Source organism: Alkalilimnicola sp. S0819 (assembly GCF_009295635.1).
In the GTDB taxonomy this organism is placed as follows: Bacteria; Pseudomonadota; Gammaproteobacteria; order Nitrococcales; family WHIW01; genus S0819.
Window position 1 is genome coordinate 134,321 of sequence record NZ_WHIW01000002.1, and the last position, 19,927, is coordinate 154,247.

19 protein-coding genes are annotated in these 19,927 nt (G+C 67.8%); 6 read left to right on the top strand and 13 right to left on the bottom strand.

Annotated elements, in window-relative coordinates; translation table 11 throughout:
* Positions 1–261: 261 nt before the first annotated feature.
* On the bottom strand, positions 262–627 hold the full coding sequence (locus GBG68_RS02215) for a phasin family protein (protein ID WP_152144663.1): 366 nt from the start codon (positions 625–627) through the stop codon (positions 262–264).
* 271 nt (positions 628–898) lie between these two features.
* Here GBG68_RS02215 and GBG68_RS02220 point away from each other — a divergent pair, with 271 nt between their 5' ends.
* The 3 genes from GBG68_RS02220 (at position 899) to GBG68_RS02230 (ending at position 2,714) form a co-directional block, all read left to right on the top strand.
* Positions 899–1,540, top strand: a complete 642-nt coding sequence (locus GBG68_RS02220) for an MBL fold metallo-hydrolase (RefSeq protein WP_152144665.1) — start codon at positions 899–901, stop codon at positions 1,538–1,540.
* 65 nt (positions 1,541–1,605) lie between these two features.
* On the top strand, positions 1,606–1,983 hold the full coding sequence (locus GBG68_RS02225) for a DUF423 domain-containing protein (RefSeq protein WP_152144667.1): 378 nt from the start codon (positions 1,606–1,608) through the stop codon (positions 1,981–1,983).
* An 11-nt stretch (positions 1,984–1,994) separates the two neighbouring features.
* Entirely contained in the window at positions 1,995–2,714 is a 720-nt protein-coding gene (locus GBG68_RS02230; protein ID WP_152144669.1) for a uracil-DNA glycosylase family protein, read from the top strand.
* 122 nt (positions 2,715–2,836) lie between these two features.
* On the opposite strand, the gene GBG68_RS02235 is transcribed toward GBG68_RS02230, so the two are convergent.
* The 9 genes from GBG68_RS02235 to GBG68_RS02270 all read right to left on the bottom strand — a co-directional run bounded on the left by GBG68_RS02235 (position 2,837) and on the right by GBG68_RS02270 (position 12,314).
* Positions 2,837–3,418: a GNAT family N-acetyltransferase gene (locus GBG68_RS02235; protein WP_152144671.1), complete on the bottom strand. Its 582-nt coding sequence runs from the start codon at positions 3,416–3,418 to the stop codon at positions 2,837–2,839.
* Position 3,419: 1 nt separating this feature from the next.
* On the bottom strand, positions 3,420–4,754 hold the full coding sequence (gene rimO / locus GBG68_RS02240; protein ID WP_152144673.1) for a 30S ribosomal protein S12 methylthiotransferase RimO: 1,335 nt from the start codon (positions 4,752–4,754) through the stop codon (positions 3,420–3,422).
* 103 nt (positions 4,755–4,857) lie between these two features.
* Positions 4,858–4,983 carry a hypothetical protein gene (locus GBG68_RS14520; protein ID WP_264297972.1) on the bottom strand — a complete coding sequence of 42 codons (126 nt, stop codon included), beginning with the start codon at positions 4,981–4,983 and terminating at the stop codon, positions 4,858–4,860.
* Between the two features lie 234 nt (positions 4,984–5,217).
* Positions 5,218–5,631 carry an acyl-CoA thioesterase gene (locus GBG68_RS02245; RefSeq protein ID WP_152144675.1) on the bottom strand — a complete coding sequence of 138 codons (414 nt, stop codon included), beginning with the start codon at positions 5,629–5,631 and terminating at the stop codon, positions 5,218–5,220.
* Positions 5,628–6,971 carry a TolC family outer membrane protein gene (locus tag GBG68_RS02250; RefSeq protein WP_152144677.1) on the bottom strand — a complete coding sequence of 448 codons (1,344 nt, stop codon included), beginning with the start codon at positions 6,969–6,971 and terminating at the stop codon, positions 5,628–5,630. Before GBG68_RS02250 ends, GBG68_RS02245 begins: the two co-directional genes overlap by 4 nt.
* Complete coding sequence (locus GBG68_RS02255; RefSeq protein WP_152144679.1) at positions 6,968–10,048, bottom strand: efflux RND transporter permease subunit; 3,081 nt, start codon at positions 10,046–10,048, stop codon at positions 6,968–6,970. The genes GBG68_RS02250 and GBG68_RS02255 overlap by 4 nt, the downstream gene beginning before the upstream one ends.
* The gene (locus tag GBG68_RS02260) at positions 10,045–11,127 is read right to left on the bottom strand and encodes an efflux RND transporter periplasmic adaptor subunit (RefSeq protein ID WP_152144681.1); all 1,083 of its coding nucleotides are present in this window, start codon (positions 11,125–11,127) and stop codon (positions 10,045–10,047) included. Before GBG68_RS02260 ends, GBG68_RS02255 begins: the two co-directional genes overlap by 4 nt.
* 19 nt (positions 11,128–11,146) lie before the next feature.
* Complete coding sequence (locus GBG68_RS02265; protein WP_152144683.1) at positions 11,147–11,773, bottom strand: TetR/AcrR family transcriptional regulator; 627 nt, start codon at positions 11,771–11,773, stop codon at positions 11,147–11,149.
* 151 nt (positions 11,774–11,924) lie between these two features.
* Complete coding sequence (locus GBG68_RS02270) at positions 11,925–12,314, bottom strand: BON domain-containing protein (protein ID WP_193222183.1); 390 nt, start codon at positions 12,312–12,314, stop codon at positions 11,925–11,927.
* A gap of 112 nt (positions 12,315–12,426) precedes the next feature.
* Between GBG68_RS02270 and GBG68_RS02275 the strand changes: the two genes are divergently transcribed.
* Positions 12,427–13,053: a TIGR02281 family clan AA aspartic protease gene (locus GBG68_RS02275; protein WP_226801551.1), complete on the top strand. Its 627-nt coding sequence runs from the start codon at positions 12,427–12,429 to the stop codon at positions 13,051–13,053.
* Positions 13,054–13,113: 60 nt separating this feature from the next.
* On the opposite strand, the gene folE2 is transcribed toward GBG68_RS02275, so the two are convergent.
* From folE2 to GBG68_RS02290, 3 genes are all read right to left on the bottom strand, one after another.
* Positions 13,114–13,914 (bottom strand): GTP cyclohydrolase FolE2, encoded by an 801-nt coding sequence (gene folE2, locus GBG68_RS02280; protein WP_152144687.1) that lies wholly within the window; start codon positions 13,912–13,914, stop codon positions 13,114–13,116.
* A 104-nt stretch (positions 13,915–14,018) separates the two neighbouring features.
* The gene (ispA, locus tag GBG68_RS02285; RefSeq protein ID WP_226801553.1) at positions 14,019–14,939 is read right to left on the bottom strand and encodes a (2E,6E)-farnesyl diphosphate synthase; all 921 of its coding nucleotides are present in this window, start codon (positions 14,937–14,939) and stop codon (positions 14,019–14,021) included.
* Positions 14,908–15,147 (bottom strand): exodeoxyribonuclease VII small subunit, encoded by a 240-nt coding sequence (locus tag GBG68_RS02290; protein WP_152144689.1) that lies wholly within the window; start codon positions 15,145–15,147, stop codon positions 14,908–14,910. The genes ispA and GBG68_RS02290 overlap by 32 nt, the downstream gene beginning before the upstream one ends.
* A 216-nt stretch (positions 15,148–15,363) precedes the next feature.
* On the opposite strand from GBG68_RS02290, the gene parE reads away from it, so the two are divergent.
* Positions 15,364–17,256, top strand: coding sequence for a DNA topoisomerase IV subunit B (gene parE, locus GBG68_RS02295; RefSeq protein ID WP_152144691.1), 1,893 nt, complete (start codon positions 15,364–15,366; stop codon positions 17,254–17,256).
* 227 nt (positions 17,257–17,483) lie between these two features.
* Positions 17,484–19,733 carry a DNA topoisomerase IV subunit A gene (gene parC, locus GBG68_RS02300; protein ID WP_152144693.1) on the top strand — a complete coding sequence of 750 codons (2,250 nt, stop codon included), beginning with the start codon at positions 17,484–17,486 and terminating at the stop codon, positions 19,731–19,733.
* Positions 19,734–19,927: the final 194 nt, after the last annotated feature.

Below are 19,927 nucleotides of genomic sequence, written 5' to 3' on the forward strand. Positions count from 1 at the left end.
CCCTGCGCGTCTCGCCGGAAGGGGGCGAGCAGCCAAACTCGCTTCGCTCAAACAGGCTGCTCGCTGATCCCCTTCCGGCTGCGATGCTCGGCTGCATCGACGTCCGCCGGAGCCGGCACCGGCCACAGCGCCCGGCGTCCAGGTCGTGGTTCTTCTCGGAGAGCAAGAGCGGGGCATAAAAAAACGGCCCGGGAGCCTGTGCTCTCGGGCCGTTCTGTCTCAGCGCTCAGCGGGCCGGGGCCCGCCGGGTGCCGGTGCTGCTCAGGCCTTGGAGGCCTTGGTGGCAGCGGCGATGTTGGCTTCGGCCAGCTCGCGGATCTTGGCGGCGAAGTCCTGGTTCAGGGACACGGCCTTCTCGGCGTCATTCTTCACGCGGCTGTTGATAGTCTCAACCAGCTGGCGCTGACGCTCGATGTAGCTCTGCAGGTCCTTGGGGTCCTTCACTTCCAGCGCGGCGCGCGCTTCGGTCACGGCCAGCTCGGAGTAGGCGCGAGCGGATTCCAGCTGCGCGCTGATCATCTTCTCCAGGGTGTCCACACCGAACTTGGCGGCGTCGCGGGCCGGGCCAAAGCCCTGGGTCATCTTCTCGACCTGCTCGGCCCAGCTCTTCATGATCTGCTCGTTCATAATAAAACCTCCGCTTTGGGTTCTTGCTGTTCCAAGGGATCGGTATGTCCGCCCTTGTTGCGATGCACAATAGCAGCTTCGTTTGACGCATTGCAACAATTTTTTCGCTGCGGACAATGGGTGCTTCCGTTAGGCTACCGCGAAAGGGGGTGCCCAGACTGATCCCACAGGGACTCTGCGCCAGGCCGCGGCCCGTGGCAAGGCCGCGGGTAGAACGAACGGTCCAATGGCACCCATCGGTGTATCCGCCGTTTTCACAGGAGGTCCGGACATGAAGCTGACGGTGGTTCCCGTCACGCCCTTCCAGCAGAACTGCTCCATTGTGGTGGACGAGGCCAGCAACAAGGCGGCGGTGATCGACCCGGGCGGCGACCTGGAGCGCATTCTCGCGGCGGTGGCGCAGACCGGCGCGGAGCTGGAGAAGATTCTGCTCACCCACGGGCACATCGACCATGTAGGCGCGGTGGGTGAGTTGGTGGCCCGTACCGGGCTGGCGGTGGAAGGCCCCCAGGAAGAAGAACGCTTCTGGCTGGACCGGCTGGATGAGCAGGGGCGCATGTTCGGCTTCGCCCAGGTGCCGGGCTTCACGCCGGACCGCTGGCTGAACGATGGCGACACGGTCACCGTGGGCGAGACCACCCTGGAGGTGCTGCATTGCCCCGGCCACACGCCGGGCCATGTGGTGTTCTTCGACCGGGCCGGGCGGCTCGCCTGGGTGGGGGATGTGCTGTTCAAGGGGTCCATCGGGCGTACCGATTTCCCGCTGGGTGACCACGAGACCCTGGTCCGCTCCATCCGTGAAAAGCTCTTCCCCTTGGGGGACGATGTGCGCTTCGTGCCGGGTCACGGCCCCATGTCTACTTTCGGCGAGGAGCGTGCCAGCAACCCCTTCGTCGGCGGCCGCTACGGCTGACCCCGAGCCACAAGCCCTTGTAGGAGCGGCTTCTTGCCGCGAAGTTTCTGCGGAGCAAACCACCGATGACCGCCAGACTCCTTCTCACCGCCGGTGCCCTGCTCGCCGCCCTGGGTGTGGCCCTGGGCGCCTTCGGTGCCCACGCCCTGCGAGCCCGCTTGTCCGAGCGCATGCTGGCCGTCTGGGAAACCGCCGTGCAGTACCAGCTGGTCCACGCCCTGGGCCTGATGGCGGTGGGGCTGCTCATGTTGCAGCTGGGGCAGGGCGGCTTGTTGCGCTGGTCCGGCGGTTTGATGCTGGCGGGCGTGGTGCTGTTCTCCGGCAGTCTTTACCTGATGTGCCTGGGCGGACCGCGCTGGCTGGGGCCGGTGACGCCGCTGGGCGGTGTCGCCTTCATTGCCGCCTGGCTGTTGCTGGCGCTGGTGGTGTGGCGCGCGGTTTAAGGAAGCGTCTCATGGGTTTGCAGCAGGAACTGGAACGAATCACCCGCCAATTGGCCGCCGAGTGCGATGCCCTGTCGCTGGGCGCGCCGGTGGACATCGTCTACAACCCCCTGGTCTATGCCTGGCGGCCCCTGCAGCGGTATCTGGCGCTGGCGAGGCCGGCGCCCAGGGCCTTGTTGCTGGGCATGAACCCCGGCCCCTTCGGCATGGGCCAGACCGGTGTACCTTTCGGCGAGATCCCCTCGGTGCGGGACTGGCTGGGGATCGAGGATGCGGTGGATCAGCCGCCGAAGGTGCATCCCAAGCGACCCATCCAGGGGTTCGACTGCCATCGGGCCGAAGTGAGCGGGCGCCGGGTCTGGGGCTGGGCCAAGGCGCGTTATGAGAGTCCAAGGGCCTTCTTCGATGATTTCTTCATCTGGAACTACTGCCCGCTGCTGCTCTACGACACCCAAGGCCGCAATGTGACCCCGGACAAGCTGAAGAAGGCTGATCGGGAGGCCCTGTTCCCCGTGTGCGACAAGGCCCTGCAGGCGGTGGTGACGGCGCTGCAGGTGCCATGCGTGATCGGGGTAGGGCGTTTCGCCGAGCAGCAGGCGGCCGCGGCGCTGGCGGGCAGGGACGTGCGAATCGGCACCGTGACCCACCCCAGCCCTGCGAACCCGCGTTCCAACCAGGGCGAGGGTTGGGGGCCGTATATGGATGAGGCGCGGGCGACTTACCTGCGCTGACGTGAAACGGTGCGCCGGTCCGCCTCCCTGCAGGAGCGGCTCATGGCCGCGATATGCCTTTCAAGGAGAAAGGAATCGCGGCCATGAGCCACTCCCACAGGGGAGGCGATTGCCCGGGGAGGTCAAAGGCGGCGCACCCAGAAGGTCATGGGTTTCGGTGATTCCTGCGCTTCATCCAGATCCCGCCACGAAAACTCCGTGCTCAGCTCCGGGCGCTTCTCGTATCCGCGCCGCTGCCAGAAGCCATCCAGCGGCACATATGCCGCCGGCCGCCTCGGGTGCTCCGCCGGGCGCCGCACTCCGGCGAAACAGATCCACGAATACCCCAGCCGCCGGGCATGAGCTTCGCGTTCGTCGAAAAAGACACGCCCCAGGCCGCGGCCGCGGTACTCGCTCAGCAGTACCGACTCCCCGCAGTAGAACAGCTGCGCCACATCCCAGCCTTCATCCTCGAAGGGCCGGCGCAGCGCGGCGTCCTCGGCGGCGAGGGGCAGACCGCTGGATGCGCCCACCACCCGGTCGCCATCCCAGGCCAGCACCATGATGCTTTCGGGGCAGGCGAGAAACTTGCGCAGGTACGCTTCCTCGTAGCGCCGCTCGCCGTCATACAGATACGGCCATTCCCGGAACACGGTGATGCGCAGTTCCGCCAGCGCATTCAAGTGCGGTGCGAGCTGTTCGCCGATCAGCACCTCGGTGCGCATATCAGGCCCCCTCGCGTACCACCCGCCCCCACAGGTCGTGGTCGTCGGCGTGCTCGATCAGCACCGGCACGATGTCGCCGGGCTGCACATCGAGCTCGTCATTGAGATACACCAGGCCGTCGATCTCCGGCGCGTCCGCCTGGCTGCGGCCCACGGCGCCGTCCTCACCCACGGCATCGATGATCACCGGCAGGGTGCGGCCGATCTTCGCCTGCAGGCGCTGGGCGGAGATGCGGGCCTGCACTGCCATGAAACGGGCCAGGCGCTCTTCCTTCACGTCCTCGGGCACCGGGTCGGGCAGTTCGTTGGCCCGCGCGCCTTCCACCGGCGAGTAGGTGAAGCAGCCCACCCGGTCCAGCTGCGCCTCTTCCAGAAAGTCCAGCAGGATCTGAAAATCTTCTTCCGTTTCGCCGGGGAAGCCGACGATGAAGGTGCTGCGGATGGTCAGCTCCGGGCACTGGGCGCGCCAGCGCTGCACCCGCTCCAGGGTCTTTTCCACATCCCCCGGGCGCTTCATGAGCTTCAGAATGCGGGGGCTGGCGTGCTGGAAGGGAATGTCCAGATAGGGCAGCACCAGGCCCTGGTTCATCAGCGGGATCACTTCGTCCACATGGGGGTAGGGGTAGACGTAGTGCAGCCGCACCCAGACGCCGAGGCTGCCCAGCGCCTTGCACAGCTCGGTCATGCGGCTTTTCACCGGGCGGCCGCCCCAGAAATCCGTGCGGTACTTGATATCCACCCCGTAGGCGCTGGTGTCCTGGGAAACCACCAGCAGCTCCTTGACCCCGGCCTGCACCAGCCGCTCGGCCTCGCCCATCACATCCCCCGCGCCGCGGCTGACCAGGTCGCCGCGCATGGAGGGGATGATGCAGAAGGTGCAGCGGTGATTGCAGCCCTCGGAGATCTTCAGATAGGCGTAATGCCGTGGGGTGAGCTTGATGCCCTGGGGCGGCACCAGGTCCGTGAAGGGGTCGTGCTCGCGCCGGGGCGGGGCGTAATTGTGCACCGCGCCCACCACCTGCTCGTACTGCTGCGGGCCGGTCACCGAGAGCACCTGGGGGTGCAGCTCGCGGATCTGATCCTCCTCCACCCCCAGGCAGCCGGTGACGATCACCTTGCCGTTCTCGGCGATGGCCTCGCCGATGGCGTCCAGCGACTCGGCCTTGGCCGCGTCGATGAAGCCGCAGGTGTTCACCACCACCACGTCGGCATCGTCGTAGGTGGGGACGATGTCGTAACCGTCGGTGCGCAGTTGGGTGAGGATGCGCTCGGAATCCACCAGCGCCTTGGGGCAGCCGAGACTGATGAAGCCGACTTTGGGGTTTGCTTGGGACATAGGGGGTGCTTACCGGGTACGGGTTTGGGGCGAAGGGGGCGGATTATAGCAGGGCGTGAGCACGGCGCCCGCCTGTTCAGCAACGATGGCCTGATGGGCGAGCTCAAGTAAGCGCCTGGCGGAGCGGATCCTGGCCGCCGAGCTTGATGTGCGCCTCGACGATGGGGAACAGCAGGCAGCGGGCAAGCACTGCAACGGCCAGTTCGATCCAACGCTGATTCCCACGCATGCCCGGCGCTTTTCCGGCGGCGAGGCGGCGATCAAGCCGATCCACCTGTCGCTGCGCCAGATCCAGGGCAGGTGGAAAGGCCCGCCGAAGGGGTGGCGGGCGGCCAGGGCGCAACCGGCGAGACGATTCGGCGAGCGGTTTATCCTGAACGAGCGAGTTCGCCCAAGAGGCTCACACACAGAATTCAGGACACTCCCCGCTGCATCGCGGCTTGTGTCGTGCCCGTGTCGGCGGTCAGCTCTGGGCGATCAGCCCTTCCAGCCTCGCCCGCAGCTCACCGTCCACCGGCACGGCCTTGCCGGCCTTCTCATCCGCCATCACGAAGGTGATGTCCGCCCGGGCGGCGAGCTTGTCCGTACCCTTGAAGCGCACCAGCTGCTCCATCACCACGCTGGAGCGGCCGATGCGCTTGATCTCGGCGGTGACTTCCAGCACGTCGTCCAGGTTCGCCGGCAGCAGGTAATCGATGTTCACGTTCACCAGCACGAATACCAGGCCGTGCTCGCGACGCCAGCGGGGCAGGTCCAGGTAACCCTCGAAGTAGTGCCAGCGCGCCTCTTCCAGGAATTCCAGATACCGGGCGTTGTTCACATGGTTGTAGACGTCCAGGTGATAGCCCCGGACCTTGATCTCTACCGGTTCGCTCATTGGTCCTGCTCCAGATAGGCGTTGACGCGGGCAATGGCCTCGGCGTCCAGTTGCCCCACCGCCGCCTTCAGCTGCAGGAAGGCCTGCAGGTGGCGGTAGCGGGCGATGGCCAGATCACGCTCGGTGGCGTAGCGTTCGCGCTGGGCGTTGAGCACGTCCAGCGCGGTCTGCAGGCCCAGCTCCTGGCCACGCCGCGTGGACGCCTCGGTGCTGCGGGTGGATTGCAAGGCCTGGCTCAGGGCCTTCAATTGCAGGGCGCTGGATTGCAGCGTGAGGAACGCCGACTCGGCCTCCAGCGAGGCCTCCCGGCGAGCATCCTGCAACTGTTCCAGGGCCGCTTCCCGCTGGTAGCTGGCCTGGCGGATCTGTGAGCTCACCGCGCCGCCGGTGTACAGCGGTACGCTCAGCTCCACGCCGATACTGCGTTGCTCGGCCCGCAGCTCCGGGCCGAAGGCGGTGCGCTCCTGGCTTTCTTCGCCGTAGCGGGCCACCAGGTCCACCTTGGGATAACGTTGGGCGCGTTGGCGCTGTACCTCTTCCCGGGCCAGTTCCCAGTCGGCTTGCCGCAGCCGCACCCGCAAGCTGCCTTCGCGGGCCTGCTCCGCCCAGGGCTCGGGGGCGGCGGGCTCGGGCGCCAGGGTGACGAACGCCGGGCGCAGGCCGACGATGTTGTCGGCGGCGGTGCCGGTGAGCCGGCGCAGCCGCTCGCCGGCCAGGGTGAGTTCGTTGCGGGCGTTCAGGCCCTGGGCCTCGGTCAGGTCCAGCCGGGCCTGGGCATTGTGCAGATCGGTGATGGTGCCCGAGCCCACCTCCAGGGCCCGTTGCGCCCGGTCACGCAGTTCCCGCGCCGCCCGGGCCTCGCTGTCGAAGGCGCGAAGGTTGTCCCGGGCCTGCAGCACCGCGAAATACGCCTGGGAGACCCGCAGCAGCAGGTTCTGCTCGGCGGCGGCATACTGCAGATCGGCCTGGCGGATGATGGTCTTGGCCTGACCGAAGAGGGTGAAGCTCTCGGCGCGGAACAGCGGCTGCACCAGGCCCACGCCATAGCGCAGATTGTCGCTGAGGTAGTCCCGGTCTTCCGCCACCTGGGGCAGGTTGGGGCTGTATTCATTGACGGTGCGCACCCGCTCCGCGCCGGCTTCCAGCTGTATGCGCGGCAGGAACAGGGAGCGGGCCTGGGGCAGGCGCTCCCGGTCGGCTTCCCGCTGCCAGCGGGCGGCGGCCAGTTGGCTGTCCCGCTCCAGGGCCAGTGCCATGACGTCCCGCAGATCCTGCCCGGCAGCGGCGGCGCCGGGCAGGAGCAGGGCGAGGCTCAGGCTGATCGTTGCCAGATGTTTCATGCGCCGGCTCCCGGTTGTTGCTTGTTCCGGCCCCGGGCGCGCAGGCGCTCCAGGCCGTTCTCCATCAGCGAGTACACCGCCGGCACCACCACCAGGGTGAGGGCGGTGGAGGTGAGCATGCCGCCGATCACCGCCACCGACAGCGGCCCGTTGGTGTCCGCGCCGGCCCCCAGGCCCAGGGCGGCGGGCAGCAGGGCGAGGATCACGGTCAGCGAGGTCATCAGCACCGGGCGCAGTCGCACCGGGCAGGCCTCCAGCAGGGCCTGGTCGATGCTCTTGCCCTGCTCCCGCAACTGGTTGGTCATGTCCACCAGCAGGATGGAGTTCTTCGCCACCAGCCCCACCAGCAGCACCAGCCCGATCATGGAGAAGATGTTGAGCGTATGGCCGGTAAGCCACAAGGCCGCCACCCCGCCGATCATGGCCAGCGGCTGCGCCACCATGATGATGACCGGCTGGGCGAAGCTGTTGAACTGGCTGGCCAGCACCATGTACACGAGCACGATGGCGAGCATGAAGGCGAAGCTGATGTAGCCCGCGGTCTTGCCGAACTCCTCCGCTTCGCCGAGGAATTTCACCTCATAGCCCAGCGGCAGGATGTCGGCCGCGGCGTCCTCCACGATGCCCAGCGCCTCGGCCAGGGGGATCTCCGGGGTGCCGAAGAAGTTGGCCGCGTACTGCAGGTCGTAGCGGGAGATCACCGCCGGGCCGATGCTGTCCTGGAAATCCACCACCGTGTCCAGGCGCACCATCTCGCCGCCGGCGCCGCGCAGATAGATGCCGCGCAGATCCGCCGGCGTCGTGAAGCTGCCCTCGGCGGCCTTCAGGCGGATATCGTAACGCTCGCCATCGCTTTCGGCGTCGGAGAACTTGGCCACATCCAGGCCACCGGCCAGCACGTTCACCGCCATGGCCAGATCCCGGCTGGAAAGCCCCAGGGCGGCGGCCCGTTCCCGGTCCACCCGCAGCTCCAGCTGCGGCAGATCCAGTTCCAGGTCCAGATCCAGCCGACCCAGCTGCGGGCGCCCGGACAGACGCCCGTGCAGCTGTTGCGCCAGCGCCGCCACGGTATCCAGATCCGGCCCGGCGACCACGAACTGCAGCGGCTCGCCCCGGGCGCCACCGACGATGGGGATCTGGCTGGGGAAGGCGCGCACGCCGGGAAGCTGCGAGAGCTCCCGCTCCAGTCGGGCGATGACCTCGCTCTGGCGGGCCTCGCGCTGCGCCCGCGGCTGCAGGCGCACGAACACCTGGGCGCTGTTGCCGGTGGCGTTCTCGCCGCCCACGGTGGCGAAGAAGCTGCGCACCTCGGGCTGTTCGGCGAGCACCGCCTCGATGGCTTTCAGGCGCTCATTGGTGTAGGCCACGCTGGAGCCCAACGGGGTCCTGGCGGTGACCAGGAAGATGCCCTCGTCCTCCTCGGGCACGAAGGTCTTGCCCACCTCGGCGAAGAAGTAGCCGCTGGAGAGCACCACCAGCGAGGCCAACGCCAGCACCGTCCAGCGAAAGCGCAGGGCGCCGCGGATGACGTGGCCATAACCGCGCTCCAGGGCCCGGAAGCTGTTCTCCAGCGCGTGCCAGACCCGCCCATGCTGCTCGCTGACCACCAGATAGCGCGAGGCGAGCATGGGGGTGAGGGTCATGGACACCAGCCAGGACACCAGCACGCCGAAGCTCACCACCACCCCGAAGGAGGCGAAGAACTTGCCGATGATCCCGCCCATGAACACCACCGGGGCGAAGATCGCCACCAGGGTGAGGGTGGCGGCCAGCACCGCGAACACCACCTGATTGGTGCCGTGCAGGGCGGCGCGCCGCGGGTCGGGGTCGATCTCCTCGCGGTGACGATAGATGTTCTCCAGCACCACGATGGCGTCATCCACCACCACGCCGATGAGCAGCAGCAGGGCGAGCAGGGTGAGCACGTTGATGGTGTAGCCGAAGAAGAACATCACCGCCACGGCGCCGAACAGCGATACCGGAATGGCGGTGGCGATGATCAGGGTGGAGCGGAAGCTCTTCAGGAACAGCCACACCACCAGGGCCGCCAGCAGGGTGCCCAGGATCAGGTGCTCCTCCAGCGCGGCCACCATCTCCAGGATGAAGCTGGAGCTGTCCGAGGCGATGCTGATCGTCATGCCCGGGGGGAGCTGGGGGCGAATTTCCTCGTCCAGGCGCTGCTTGACCGCGTCGATGATCTGCACCGTATTGGTGTTGGCGATCTTGACGATGCCCAGGCCCACGGCGGGCTCGCGGTTGTAGCGGGCGACGGCGCGGTAGTCGCCCAGGGCGTCGCGCACGGTGGCCACATCGCGCAGTTGCACCGGGGTGCCGCCGCGCAGGCCCACCACCATCTCGGCGAGGGCCTCGGGGCTGTGGAACTCCAGGTCCAGCTTGATCAGACGCTCACGCCGCTCGCTGACCAGAAAGCCGCCGGGCAGCTGTACGTGCTCGCGCTGGAAGGCGCCCAGCAGGTCGGTGACGGTGAGGCCGTAGGCGCTCAGGCGCTGCGGGTCCAGCTCCACGCGGATGGTCCGGTCGCGCCGCCCACCGAGCTGCACCTCGCCCACGCCGTCGATGGTCTCCAGGCGCTTCTTCACCGTGTTGCGCGCATACTGGTTGAGCTGCTGCAGGGTGCGATCCCCCTGCAGCGACAGCCACATGATGGGCTGGGCATTGGTCTCGACCTTGGCCACCACCGGAGTATCCGCCTCGTCGGGCAGATCGTTCAGCACCTGGTTGATCTTGGCCTGCACATCGTTGAAGGCCACGTCCACGTTCTCGTCCAGGCCGAAGGTGATCACCACCACCGAGAGGCTGGGCGAGGAGGTGGACTGCACATGCTCGATGCCGGGAATGGAGTTGATCTTGGTCTCGATCACATTGGTGATGGAGGCGTCGATGATCTCGGGGTTGGCGCCGGGCATGGTGGTGCTGATGGCGACGATGGGGAATTCCACCGTGGGGAAGCGGTCCACGCCCACCTGATTGAAGGCGATGTAGCCGAACAGCACCAGCACCAGATTGAGCATCAGCGCCAGCACCGGGCGCTTGATGGAAAGGCCGGGCAGGCTCATTCCGCACGCTCCTGCACGCTCACAGGCGCGCCGTCGGTGAGAAAGCCCGCCCCGTCGGTGATCACCGTCTCGCCGCCTTCCAGGCCGGCGCTGATCACCGCGCGATGCGCCTGCTGGCCATCGGTCTGCACGGTGCGGGCGCGCGCCTGCTCACCCTCGAGCACGTACACCACATTGCCCGCGGGACGGCGCACCAGGGCGATTTCCGGCACGGTGACCGCTTCGCGGCGCGCCAGTACCACGGTGCCGCGCACGCTGGCGCCGCTGCGCCAGTCGGTGTCGGCGGGCAGGTTGACGATGGCCTCCATCGCGCGGCCCTGGTTCAGCCCCGGGCGCAGTTCGTCGATGCGCGCCTCTTGCACGGTGCCCGGCTCCAGGGGCGTGCGCAGGCGCACGGTCTGGCCCACCCGCAGGCGGGCCGCCACGGTTTCCGGGAAGGGCAGCCGGGCGCGCAGGCCGCCGCCGCCGATCAGCCGGAACAGGGGCTGGCCGGCGGCGATGAAATCCCCCTCGGCCACCAGGCGCTCGTCGATCACGCCGGCGCGGGGGGCTTCGATGCGGCTCTTGCCCAGGTCCCGCCGGGCACGCGCCAGTTGCGCCCGCGCCCCCTGTAGTTGCTGGCGCAGGGCGGCGAGTTGCGCCTCGGATTCGTCGAAGGCGGACTGGGTGATGAAGTTCTCGGCGAGCATCTGCCGCTGGCGTTGCAGTTGCCGCTCGCCGTTGGCGATGAGAGAGCGTAGTCGGCCCATCTCGGCTTCGGCGGCCTGTACCGCCAGGCGGTAGGGTTCATCGTCCAGTTCCGCGAGTAATTGGCCGGCTTCGATGCGCTCGCCGGTGTCCACCAGCAGGCGGGTGATGCGCCCGGCCACTTCGGCGGTAAGCATGGGCGATGTGGCCGATTCCAGCCGGCCCACCGCCGATTCGGTGCGCTCCACCGCTTCCAGGCGCGCCTTCTCCACCTGCACCGGGGTCTTCCGTGCCTCGGCGGCGGCGGGCTGGGCCGACTCGCCGGGCTCGTTGCCGCAGCCCGCCAGCAGGCCGCTCATCAGCAGGGAAATCAACAGGGCACGGATACGCATGAGCGCTACCTTCTTTGGGTTATTCGCGGGGCAGGATGCCGTCGATCAGTAGTTTGACGATGCCTTCGGCGAAGGCGTCCGGGTCTTCAAGGGGGTCGTGTTCGGCCAGCCGGGGCAACACGTTGCGCAGCTGGAAGATCGCCATGTTCACGCCACCCAACAGCAGCGCCAGCAGCGCCGGGTCCGTATCGCCGCGCAGGCGGCCGTCGGCCTGCAGCTCCTGAATGCGCGCCAGCGCCTGTTGGTAGTTCTGCGCTACCAGGTTCTCGGCCAGGGCCCGGCCTTCGCCGTCGGCCTGATCGATGAGCTGGCGGGTGAACAGCCGCGCGGCGTCCGGGTCTTCGAGCAGGCAGCGCAGGTGCGCGGCGGTGTAGCAGGCCAGCACCTGGGCGGTGCCCTGGTCGGCACGGGGCTGCTCGGCGAGCAGAGCGCTGAAGTCGGCGGCGCAGTGTTCCATCACCGCCTGGTACAGCGCCCACTTGCTGGCGTAGTGGTGAAAGACGTTGGCCTTGCTCACTTCGGCGGCCTCGGCGATATCGCGGATGGACACGCCGTCGTAGCCGCGCTCGGCGAACAGGCGCTTGGCCGCTTCCAGCATGCGCCGGGCGGCGTCGGTGCGTTGTTCCTGAGGGCTGTTCCGGGTCATGACCTGGCTTGCTGACTAACCGATCGGTCAGGAATTATGAGGGTGCTTTGGCGGGGTGTAAATGCCCAGGAGAAAAAACCTGTCGGGGTACCGTCACCGGGCGGGGGCGCCCGCCCGGTGATGCGAGCCGGCATTCGGGAGTTTCCGCGTTCTATCGCGCCAGGCTTTGCAGGCGTGAGCTGACGTCCTGAACGCCGTCCACGCTTTGCGCCAACTGCAGTGCCCGCTCACCATGGGCGCTCTCCGCCACGGTGCCGTACAGGGTGATGCGCCCGCCCAGGCTGTCCACGGTGATGCGTTTGCCGTCCAGCCGCTCGTCGGCGAGCAGGCGGGCCTTTACCCGGCGTACCAGCGCCAGGTCGTCGGCCGGGGGCATGAGGGATTCGGTGACCCGCGCGAGTTGGGTGGGGTCGGCGCTCTCGCGGTCCGAGGCGCTGTGGGCGGTTGCCGGCAGCAGTAACAGCGCCGGCAGCAGGCCGGCGAGGGCCCGTCGGGCGAAACGGCGGCGGGTGGCGGGGTGGTGGCGCGGCATCGGCGGCATGGTCCGGTTGTTGGCTGAGGGCACGTCTTTCATGTGTATGGGCGGCGTGCGCGGCGGCAAAGACCTGCGTTAGAGTGACGGCAGGAGAATGGGGGCGGGAATCATGCGCTGGATGATGCTTTTACTGTGTCTGTGCGCCGGGCTGGTGCAGGCCGCGCCGCGGCTGGAGTTGGTGGGGCTGTTCCCGGGCAGGGCGGTGCTGACGGTGGACGGGCGGCGGCATGTGCTCGCCGAAGGGGAGCGCAGCCCGGAAGGGGTGCGGCTGGTCCGCGTGGAGGGGCAGGCGGCCTGGGTCAGTTTCGCCGGCCAACAGCGGCGCTTGCCAATGAGCCGCAGCGTGGGCGGCAGCTACGCCGCGCCCAGCCGCAACACGGTGAGCATCGCCCGGGATCGCCACGGCATGTTCACCACCACCGGCAGTATCAACGGCACGCCGGTGAGCTGGCTGGTGGATACCGGCGCGACGGTGGTGGCCTTCAATGCGGAGCATGCCCGGCGCCTGGGCATCGATTTTCGCCGCGACGGCCTGCCGGTGCAGGTGAACACCGCCTCGGGCACGGCACGGGCCTGGCGGGTCACGCTGGAGTCGGTGGCCGTGGGCGGGATCGTGGTGCGCAAGGTGGCCGCTGTGGTGATGGACGGCAGTTCACCGAGGGTGCCGCTGTTGGGGATGTCCTATCTCGGCCGGCTGAAGATGAGTCACGAGGGGCGCCTGTTGGTGCTGGAGGCGATTTACTGAAGGCGGAAGCGGGGGAGACCCTCGATTCCGCCTTCGGCTGCATTGCGCGGGGCGGCTGCCTTATTTCCCCTTGTCGTGCTCGATGAGCGCGTAGGCGGAGTGGTTGTGGATGGACTCGAAGTTCTCCGATTCCACCGTGTAGGCCACCACCCGCTCTTCGGCGTTCAGCCGCGCGGCCACGTCGCGCACCATGTCCTCGACGAACTTGGGGTTGTCGTAGGCACGCTCGGTGACGTACTTCTCGTCCGGGCGCTTGAGCAGGCCGTAGAGCTCGCAGCTGGCCTCGGCCTCCACCAGGTCGATCAACTCCTCGATCCAGACGAAGCCCTGGATGCGAGCGGTGACCGTGACGTGGGAGCGCTGGTTATGCGCGCCGTAATCGGAGATCTGCTTGGAGCAGGGGCAGAGGCTGGTGACCGGCACCACCACGCGGATGGTCAGCTCCGGCTCCGCGCCGTGGATCTCCCCGATGAAGGTCACCTCGTAATCCAGCAGGCTCTTCACGCCGGAGACCGGCGCGGTCTTGCGCACGAAGTAGGGGAAGGTCATTTCGATGTGACCGGATTCCGCCTCCAGCAGCTCCGTCATCTCCGCCAGCACGTCCTTGAAGGATTGCACGGTGATTTCGCTCTCGTGGCTCTCCAGTACCGCCACGAAGCGGGACATGTGGGTGCCCTTGAAATTGTGGGGCAGGTTCACATACATGTTGAAGTTGGCCACGGTGTGCTGTTCCTGGCCAGCTCGGTCCTTCACCCGCACCGGGTGGCGGATGTCCTTGATGCCCACCTTGTTGATGGCGATGCGGCGGGTGTCTTCCCGACTCTGCACGTCTTCGATGGTGGTCACGGCCTGATTGGACATGTTCGTTCCTCGTTTGCGGGGCGCGCCTGGAGCGGGCGCCAGAATGCCATGGATGACGGTACAAGAAAAACGGTTCCCGCACGGCGCGGGCCGGCGGGCGGGGGTCAGGAGTCGCGGCTGATCACGTAGCGAGCCAGGCCGCGCAGCACGTCGGCGCGGCTGTCCAGCCCCGCCAGGCTCTCCAGGGCGTCGTCCACCAGCTCGCGGGCGAGCGCCCGGGCCGGCTCCAGGCCCATCAGCGCGGGGTAGGTGGGTTTGTTGAGCCGGGCATCGGCGCCGCATTGCTTGCCCAGCGCCTCGGTATCGCCTTCCACGTCCAGGATGTCGTCCTGCACCTGAAAGGCGAGCCCCAGGCACTTGCCGTAATGGTCCAGCCGCTCCAGGCGGCGCTCTTCCGCCTCCGTCGCGCCCAGCGCACCCAGCAGCACGCTGGCGCGGATCAGCGCGCCGGTCTTGTGGATGTGCATGGCCTCCAGTTCCGGTTCGCTGAGCGCCCGGCCCACCGCCGCCAGGTCCATCGCCTGGCCGCCCACCATGCCCCGGCTGCCCGCGGCTTCCGTCAGCGTGGCGATCATGCGCAGGCGCGTCTCCGGCGCGGCCTCCATCGCCGCATCCCCGGCCAGCACCCGGAAGGCCAGGGTCTGCAAGGCGTCGCCGGCGAGTATCGCGGTGGCCTCGTCATAGGCCCGGTGGCAGGTGGGGCGGCCCCGGCGCAGGGCGTCGTCGTCCATGGCCGGCAGGTCGTCGTGCACCAGCGAGTAGGCGTGGATCAGTTCCACCGCGGCCGCCGGCCCGTCCAGCCGGGCGGGCTGGAGCCCCAGCGCCTCACCGGTGGCGTAGACCAGCAACGGGCGTATGCGCTTGCCGCCCTGCAGGGTGGCGTAGCGCATGGCCTCGTGCAGCCGCGCCGGCGGCCGGTGGGCGTCGGGCAGCCAGCGGTCCAGCGCCTTCTCCACCCGCGCCTGGTAGCGGGGCAGGGCCTGGCTGAAGGCCTCAGTCAGCTTGCTCGTCGAAGGGGAGGGCACGGGTTTCGGTTCCTTGCTCGACCAAAATCTGTACTTTCTGCTCGGCCTCTTTCAGGGCTTCCTGACACTCGCGGGTGAGCACGATGCCGCGCTCGAAGGATTTCAGCGAATCCTCCAGGCTCAGATCACCCTGCTCCATGCGCTCGACCAGCGCCTCCAGCTCCTTGAGGGACTTTTCGAAATCGACGGGTTCTTCGGCGTTCGCCATGGCGGGACCTCCTGCCTGCTCGCAGGGGGACGAGTCTACCTTGTCCCCCTGTCGCTTGAAACACCGCGCCGTGGCGCTTTGCACGCCCAATGGCAACGGCTCGCTCGCGCTGTTCCCGGGTGCGCGGTACACTCCCGTGCCATACCGCAACCGCCCCGGCCAGAGGACGGGCCGGTGCTCCTGCACGTCACGCACTAAGGTCTGCACGCTTTACTTATGAGCGCACGTTACGACGCCGCCGCCATCGAAGTGCTCACCGGGCTGGACCCGGTGCGCAAGCGCCCGGGCATGTACACCGACACCGCCCGGCCCAATCACCTGGCCCAGGAGGTCATTGACAACAGCGTCGACGAGGCCGTGGCCGGTCACGCGAAGCAAATCGAGGTCACCCTGTACCGGGACGGCTCGCTGGCCGTGCAGGACGATGGCCGCGGCATGCCCGTGGACATCCACCCGGAGCAGGGCAAGCCGGGCGTGGAGGTGATTCTCTCCACCCTGCATGCCGGCGGCAAGTTCTCCGGCAAGAACTACCAGTTCTCCGGCGGCCTGCACGGGGTAGGTGTGTCGGTGGTCAACGCCCTGTCACGGCGGCTGGAAGTCACCGTGCGCCGGGACGGGGGCGAATACCGAATGGTGTTCGGCGACGGCAACAAGCTCTCGGAGCTGGAGCAGACCGGCACCGTGGGCAAGCGCAACACCGGCACCCGGCTGCACTTCTGGCCCGACGCCCGTTACTTCGATTCGGCGAAATTCTCCGTGCCGCGCCTGAAACACGTGCTGCGGGCCAAGGCCGTGCTCTGTCCGGGCCTGCGGGTGAACTTCTTCGACGAGGGCAGCGAGGAGCGGGCGAGCTGGTACTACGAGGACGGTCTGAAGGACTACCTCACCACCGCGCTGCAGGATCTGCCCCGGCTGCCCGAGGAGCCCTTCGTGGGGCGCATGAACGCCGACCACGAGGCGGCCGAATGGGCCGTGGCCTGGCTGCCCGAGGGCGGCGAGGGCGTGACCGAGAGTTATGTGAACCTGGTGCCCACCGCCCAGGGCGGCACCCATGTGAACGGCCTGCGCACCGGGCTCACCGAGGCCATTCGGGAGTTCTGCGAGTTTCGCAATCTGCTGCCCCGGGGCGTGCGCATCACCCCGGATGACTGCTGGGAGCACATCAGCTACGTGCTCTCGGTCAAGCTCGAAGACCCCCAGTTCTCCGGCCAGACCAAGGAGCGGCTGAGCTCGCGCGAATGCGCGCCTTTCGTCTCCGGCGTGGTCAAGGACGCCTTCAGCCTGTGGCTGAACCAGCACACCGAGCCCGCCGAGGCCATCGTCGCCCTGGTGCTGCAGAGCGCGCAAAAGCGCCTGCGCTCGGCGAAGAAGGTCGCCCGCAAGCGGGTCACCAGCGGCCCGGCGCTGCCGGGGAAGCTCGCCGACTGCGCCAGCCAGGACCCGGCCCGCAGCGAGCTGTTCCTGGTGGAGGGCGACTCCGCCGGCGGCTCCGCCAAGCAGGCCCGCACCCGGGACAACCAGGCGGTGATGCCCCTGCGCGGCAAGATCCTGAACACCTGGGAGGTGGACCCGGCCGAGGTCATGGCCTCCCAGGAAGTGCACGACATCGCCGTGGCGCTGGGCATAGAGCCCGGCTCCGAGGACCTGTCGGGGCTGCGCTACGGCAAGGTCTGCATCCTCGCCGACGCCGACCCGGACGGCGCCCATATCGCCACCCTGTTGTGCGCGCTGTTCCTGCGCCACTTCCCGGCGCTGGTGGCCGCGGGCCACGTGTTCGTCGCCATGCCGCCGCTCTACCGGGTGGACGTGGGCAAGCAGACCTTCTACGCCCTGGACGAGCATGAGCGCCAGGGGGTCCTCGACCGCATCGCCGCCGAGAAGCTGCGGGGCAAGGTGTCCACCACCCGCTTCAAGGGCCTGGGCGAGATGAACCCCCTGCAGCTGCGCGAGACCACCATGGACCCGGACACCCGGCGCCTGGTGCAGCTCACCGTGGACGATGCCGACGAGACCCACAGCCTGATGAACATGCTGCTGGCCAAGAAAGCCGCCGCCGCCCGCAAGAGCTGGCTGGAGAGCAAGGGCGATCTGGCCGAGGTGAGTGCCTGAGCGACGGCCGCGGGGCGCCTCCTGCATGGCTGTGTTTGACCACAGAGACACAGAGAGCACGGAGGCTCACGGAGAAAAGCGCTTGCCCGTACAAAGGCGCAGGGGCCACCAGGCGGGCACAAGAACCTCCTGGCGTCCCCCGTTTGACTTGCTCTGTGTACTCTGTGCCTCTGTGGTTACAGACCCCCGTCCCGTATACCAACCGAGCATCCACTGGAAGCTGATCGATGAGCGATAACGCCACCAACTACACCGACTACGAATCCCGCCCGCTGCGGGAGTTCACCGAGAAGGCGTACCTGGATTACTCCATGTACGTCATTCTCGACCGGGCCCTGCCGCACATCGGCGACGGACTCAAGCCGGTGCAGCGGCGCATCGTCTACGCCATGTCCGAGCTGGGCCTGTCGAACCTGGCCAAATACAAGAAATCCGCCCGCACCGTGGGCGATGTGCTGGGCAAGTACCACCCCCACGGGGATTCCGCCTGCTACGAGGCCATGGTGCTCATGGCCCAGCCCTTCTCCTACCGCTACCCGCTGGTGGACGGGCAGGGCAACTGGGGTTCCTCCGACGACCCCAAATCCTTCGCCGCCATGCGCTACACCGAGGCGCGCCTCGCCCCCTACGCCCAGACCCTGCTCGCCGAGCTCGGTCAGGGCACGGTGGACTGGACGCCGAACTTCGACGGCACCATGGACGAGCCGGCGCTGCTGCCCGCCCGCGTCCCCAATGTGCTGCTCAACGGCGGCACCGGCATCGCCGTGGGCATGGCCACCGACATCCCGCCCCACAATCTGCGCGAAGTGGTGGCGGCGGTAACCCGCCTGATCGACGAGCCCGAGGCGGATCTGGACCAGCTGCTGGAGCACATCCAGGGCCCCGATTACCCCACCGAGGCCGAGGTCATCACCCCGCGGGCGGATCTGCGCAAGCTCTACGCGACCGGCCACGGTTCGGTGAAGATGCGCGCCCGCTGGGAGCGGGAAGAGCAGGACGTGGTCATCACCGCGCTGCCCTACCAGGTCTCGGGCAACAAGGTGCTGGAGCAGATCGCCGCCCAGATGCAGGCGAAGAAACTGCCCATGGTGGAAGACCTGCGCGATGAATCCGACCACGAGAACCCCACCCGCCTGGTCATCACCCCGCGCTCCAACCGGGTGAACCTGGATGATCTGATGAATCATCTGTTCGCCACCACCGATCTGGAGAAGAACTACCGGGCCAACCTGAACCTCATCGGCCTGGACGGCCGCCCCCGGGTGCGCAACCTGCGCGAGATCCTGGTGGAATGGCTGGAATTCCGCACCCGCACCGTGCGTCGGCGGCTGCAGTGGCGGCTGGACAAGGTGGAGGCCCGGCTGCACATCCTCGAAGGCCTGCTGATCGCCTATCTGAACATCGACGAGGTGATCGCCATCATCCGCCAGGAGGACGAGCCCAAGCCGGTGCTGATGCAGCGCTTCGGCCTGTCCGACAAGCAGGCGGAAGCCATCCTGGAGCTGAAACTGCGCCACCTGGCCAAGCTCGAGGAGATGAAGATCCGCGGCGAGCAGGACGAGCTGGCCAAAGAGCGCGACAGCCTTACCGCGACCCTCAATTCGCCCAAGCGCCTGGCGAAGCTCATCCGCAAGGAACTCACCGAGGACGCCGAGAAATACGGCGACCAGCGCCGCTCGCCGCTGCGCGAGCGCCAGGCCGCCCGGGCCTTGTCCGAGGCCGACCTGGTGCCCAGCGAGCCCATCACCATCGTGCTCTCCGAGAAGGGCTGGGTGCGCGCGGCCAAGGGCCACGACGTGGATGCCGAGAACCTGTCCTACAAGGCCGGCGATGCCTATCTGGATGCCGCCCCCGGTCGCACCAACCAGCAGGCCGTGTTCCTGGATTCCACCGGGCGCGGCTACTCACTGCCCGCCCACAGCCTGCCCTCGGCGCGGGGCCAGGGCGAGCCGCTTACCGGGCGGCTCAGCCCGCCCGCGGGGGCGGCCTTCCGCCATGTGATCGGCGGGCGGGAGGACTACCGTTATCTGCTGGCCTCCGACGCGGGTTACGGCTTCATCGCCCGGCTCGATGAGCTCTACGCCAAGAACAAGGCCGGCAAGGCCGTGCTGACCCTGCCCGCCGGCGCGCAAAGCCTTGCCCCGGCCCGGGTCTACGACCTGGACAGCGACCTGCTGGTAGCCGTCTCCAGCGCCGGGCGTCTGCTGGTCTTCCCCGCCGCCGAGCTGCCGGTGATGGCCCGGGGCAAGGGCAACAAGATCATGGGCATCCCCGCGGCGAAGCTCAAAAGCCGGGAGGAAACCCTGATGGGGGTGATCTGCGTGCCCCAGGGGCACAATCTGGTGCTGCATGCGGGCAAGCGGCATATCACCCTGAAACCGGCCGACCTGGAGGCCTACCGCGGCGAGCGCGGCCAGCGGGGCGGGATGCTGCCCCGGGGCTTCCAGCGGGTGGAGCGGATGGCGCTGGCGGAATGAAGTGAACCACAGAGGCACGGAGGACACAGAGTTACACAGAGACAGCTTCAGGTTTGGCTGCGCAACGCACACCATCCCCCTCTGTGCATCTCTGTGCCTCTGTGGTTAATACACCTCCGCAGGACATGCCTTGAACTTTCCCGGCACACCGCGTATCTAAACCACCGGAAAACCCCTACCCAACAACAAACAAT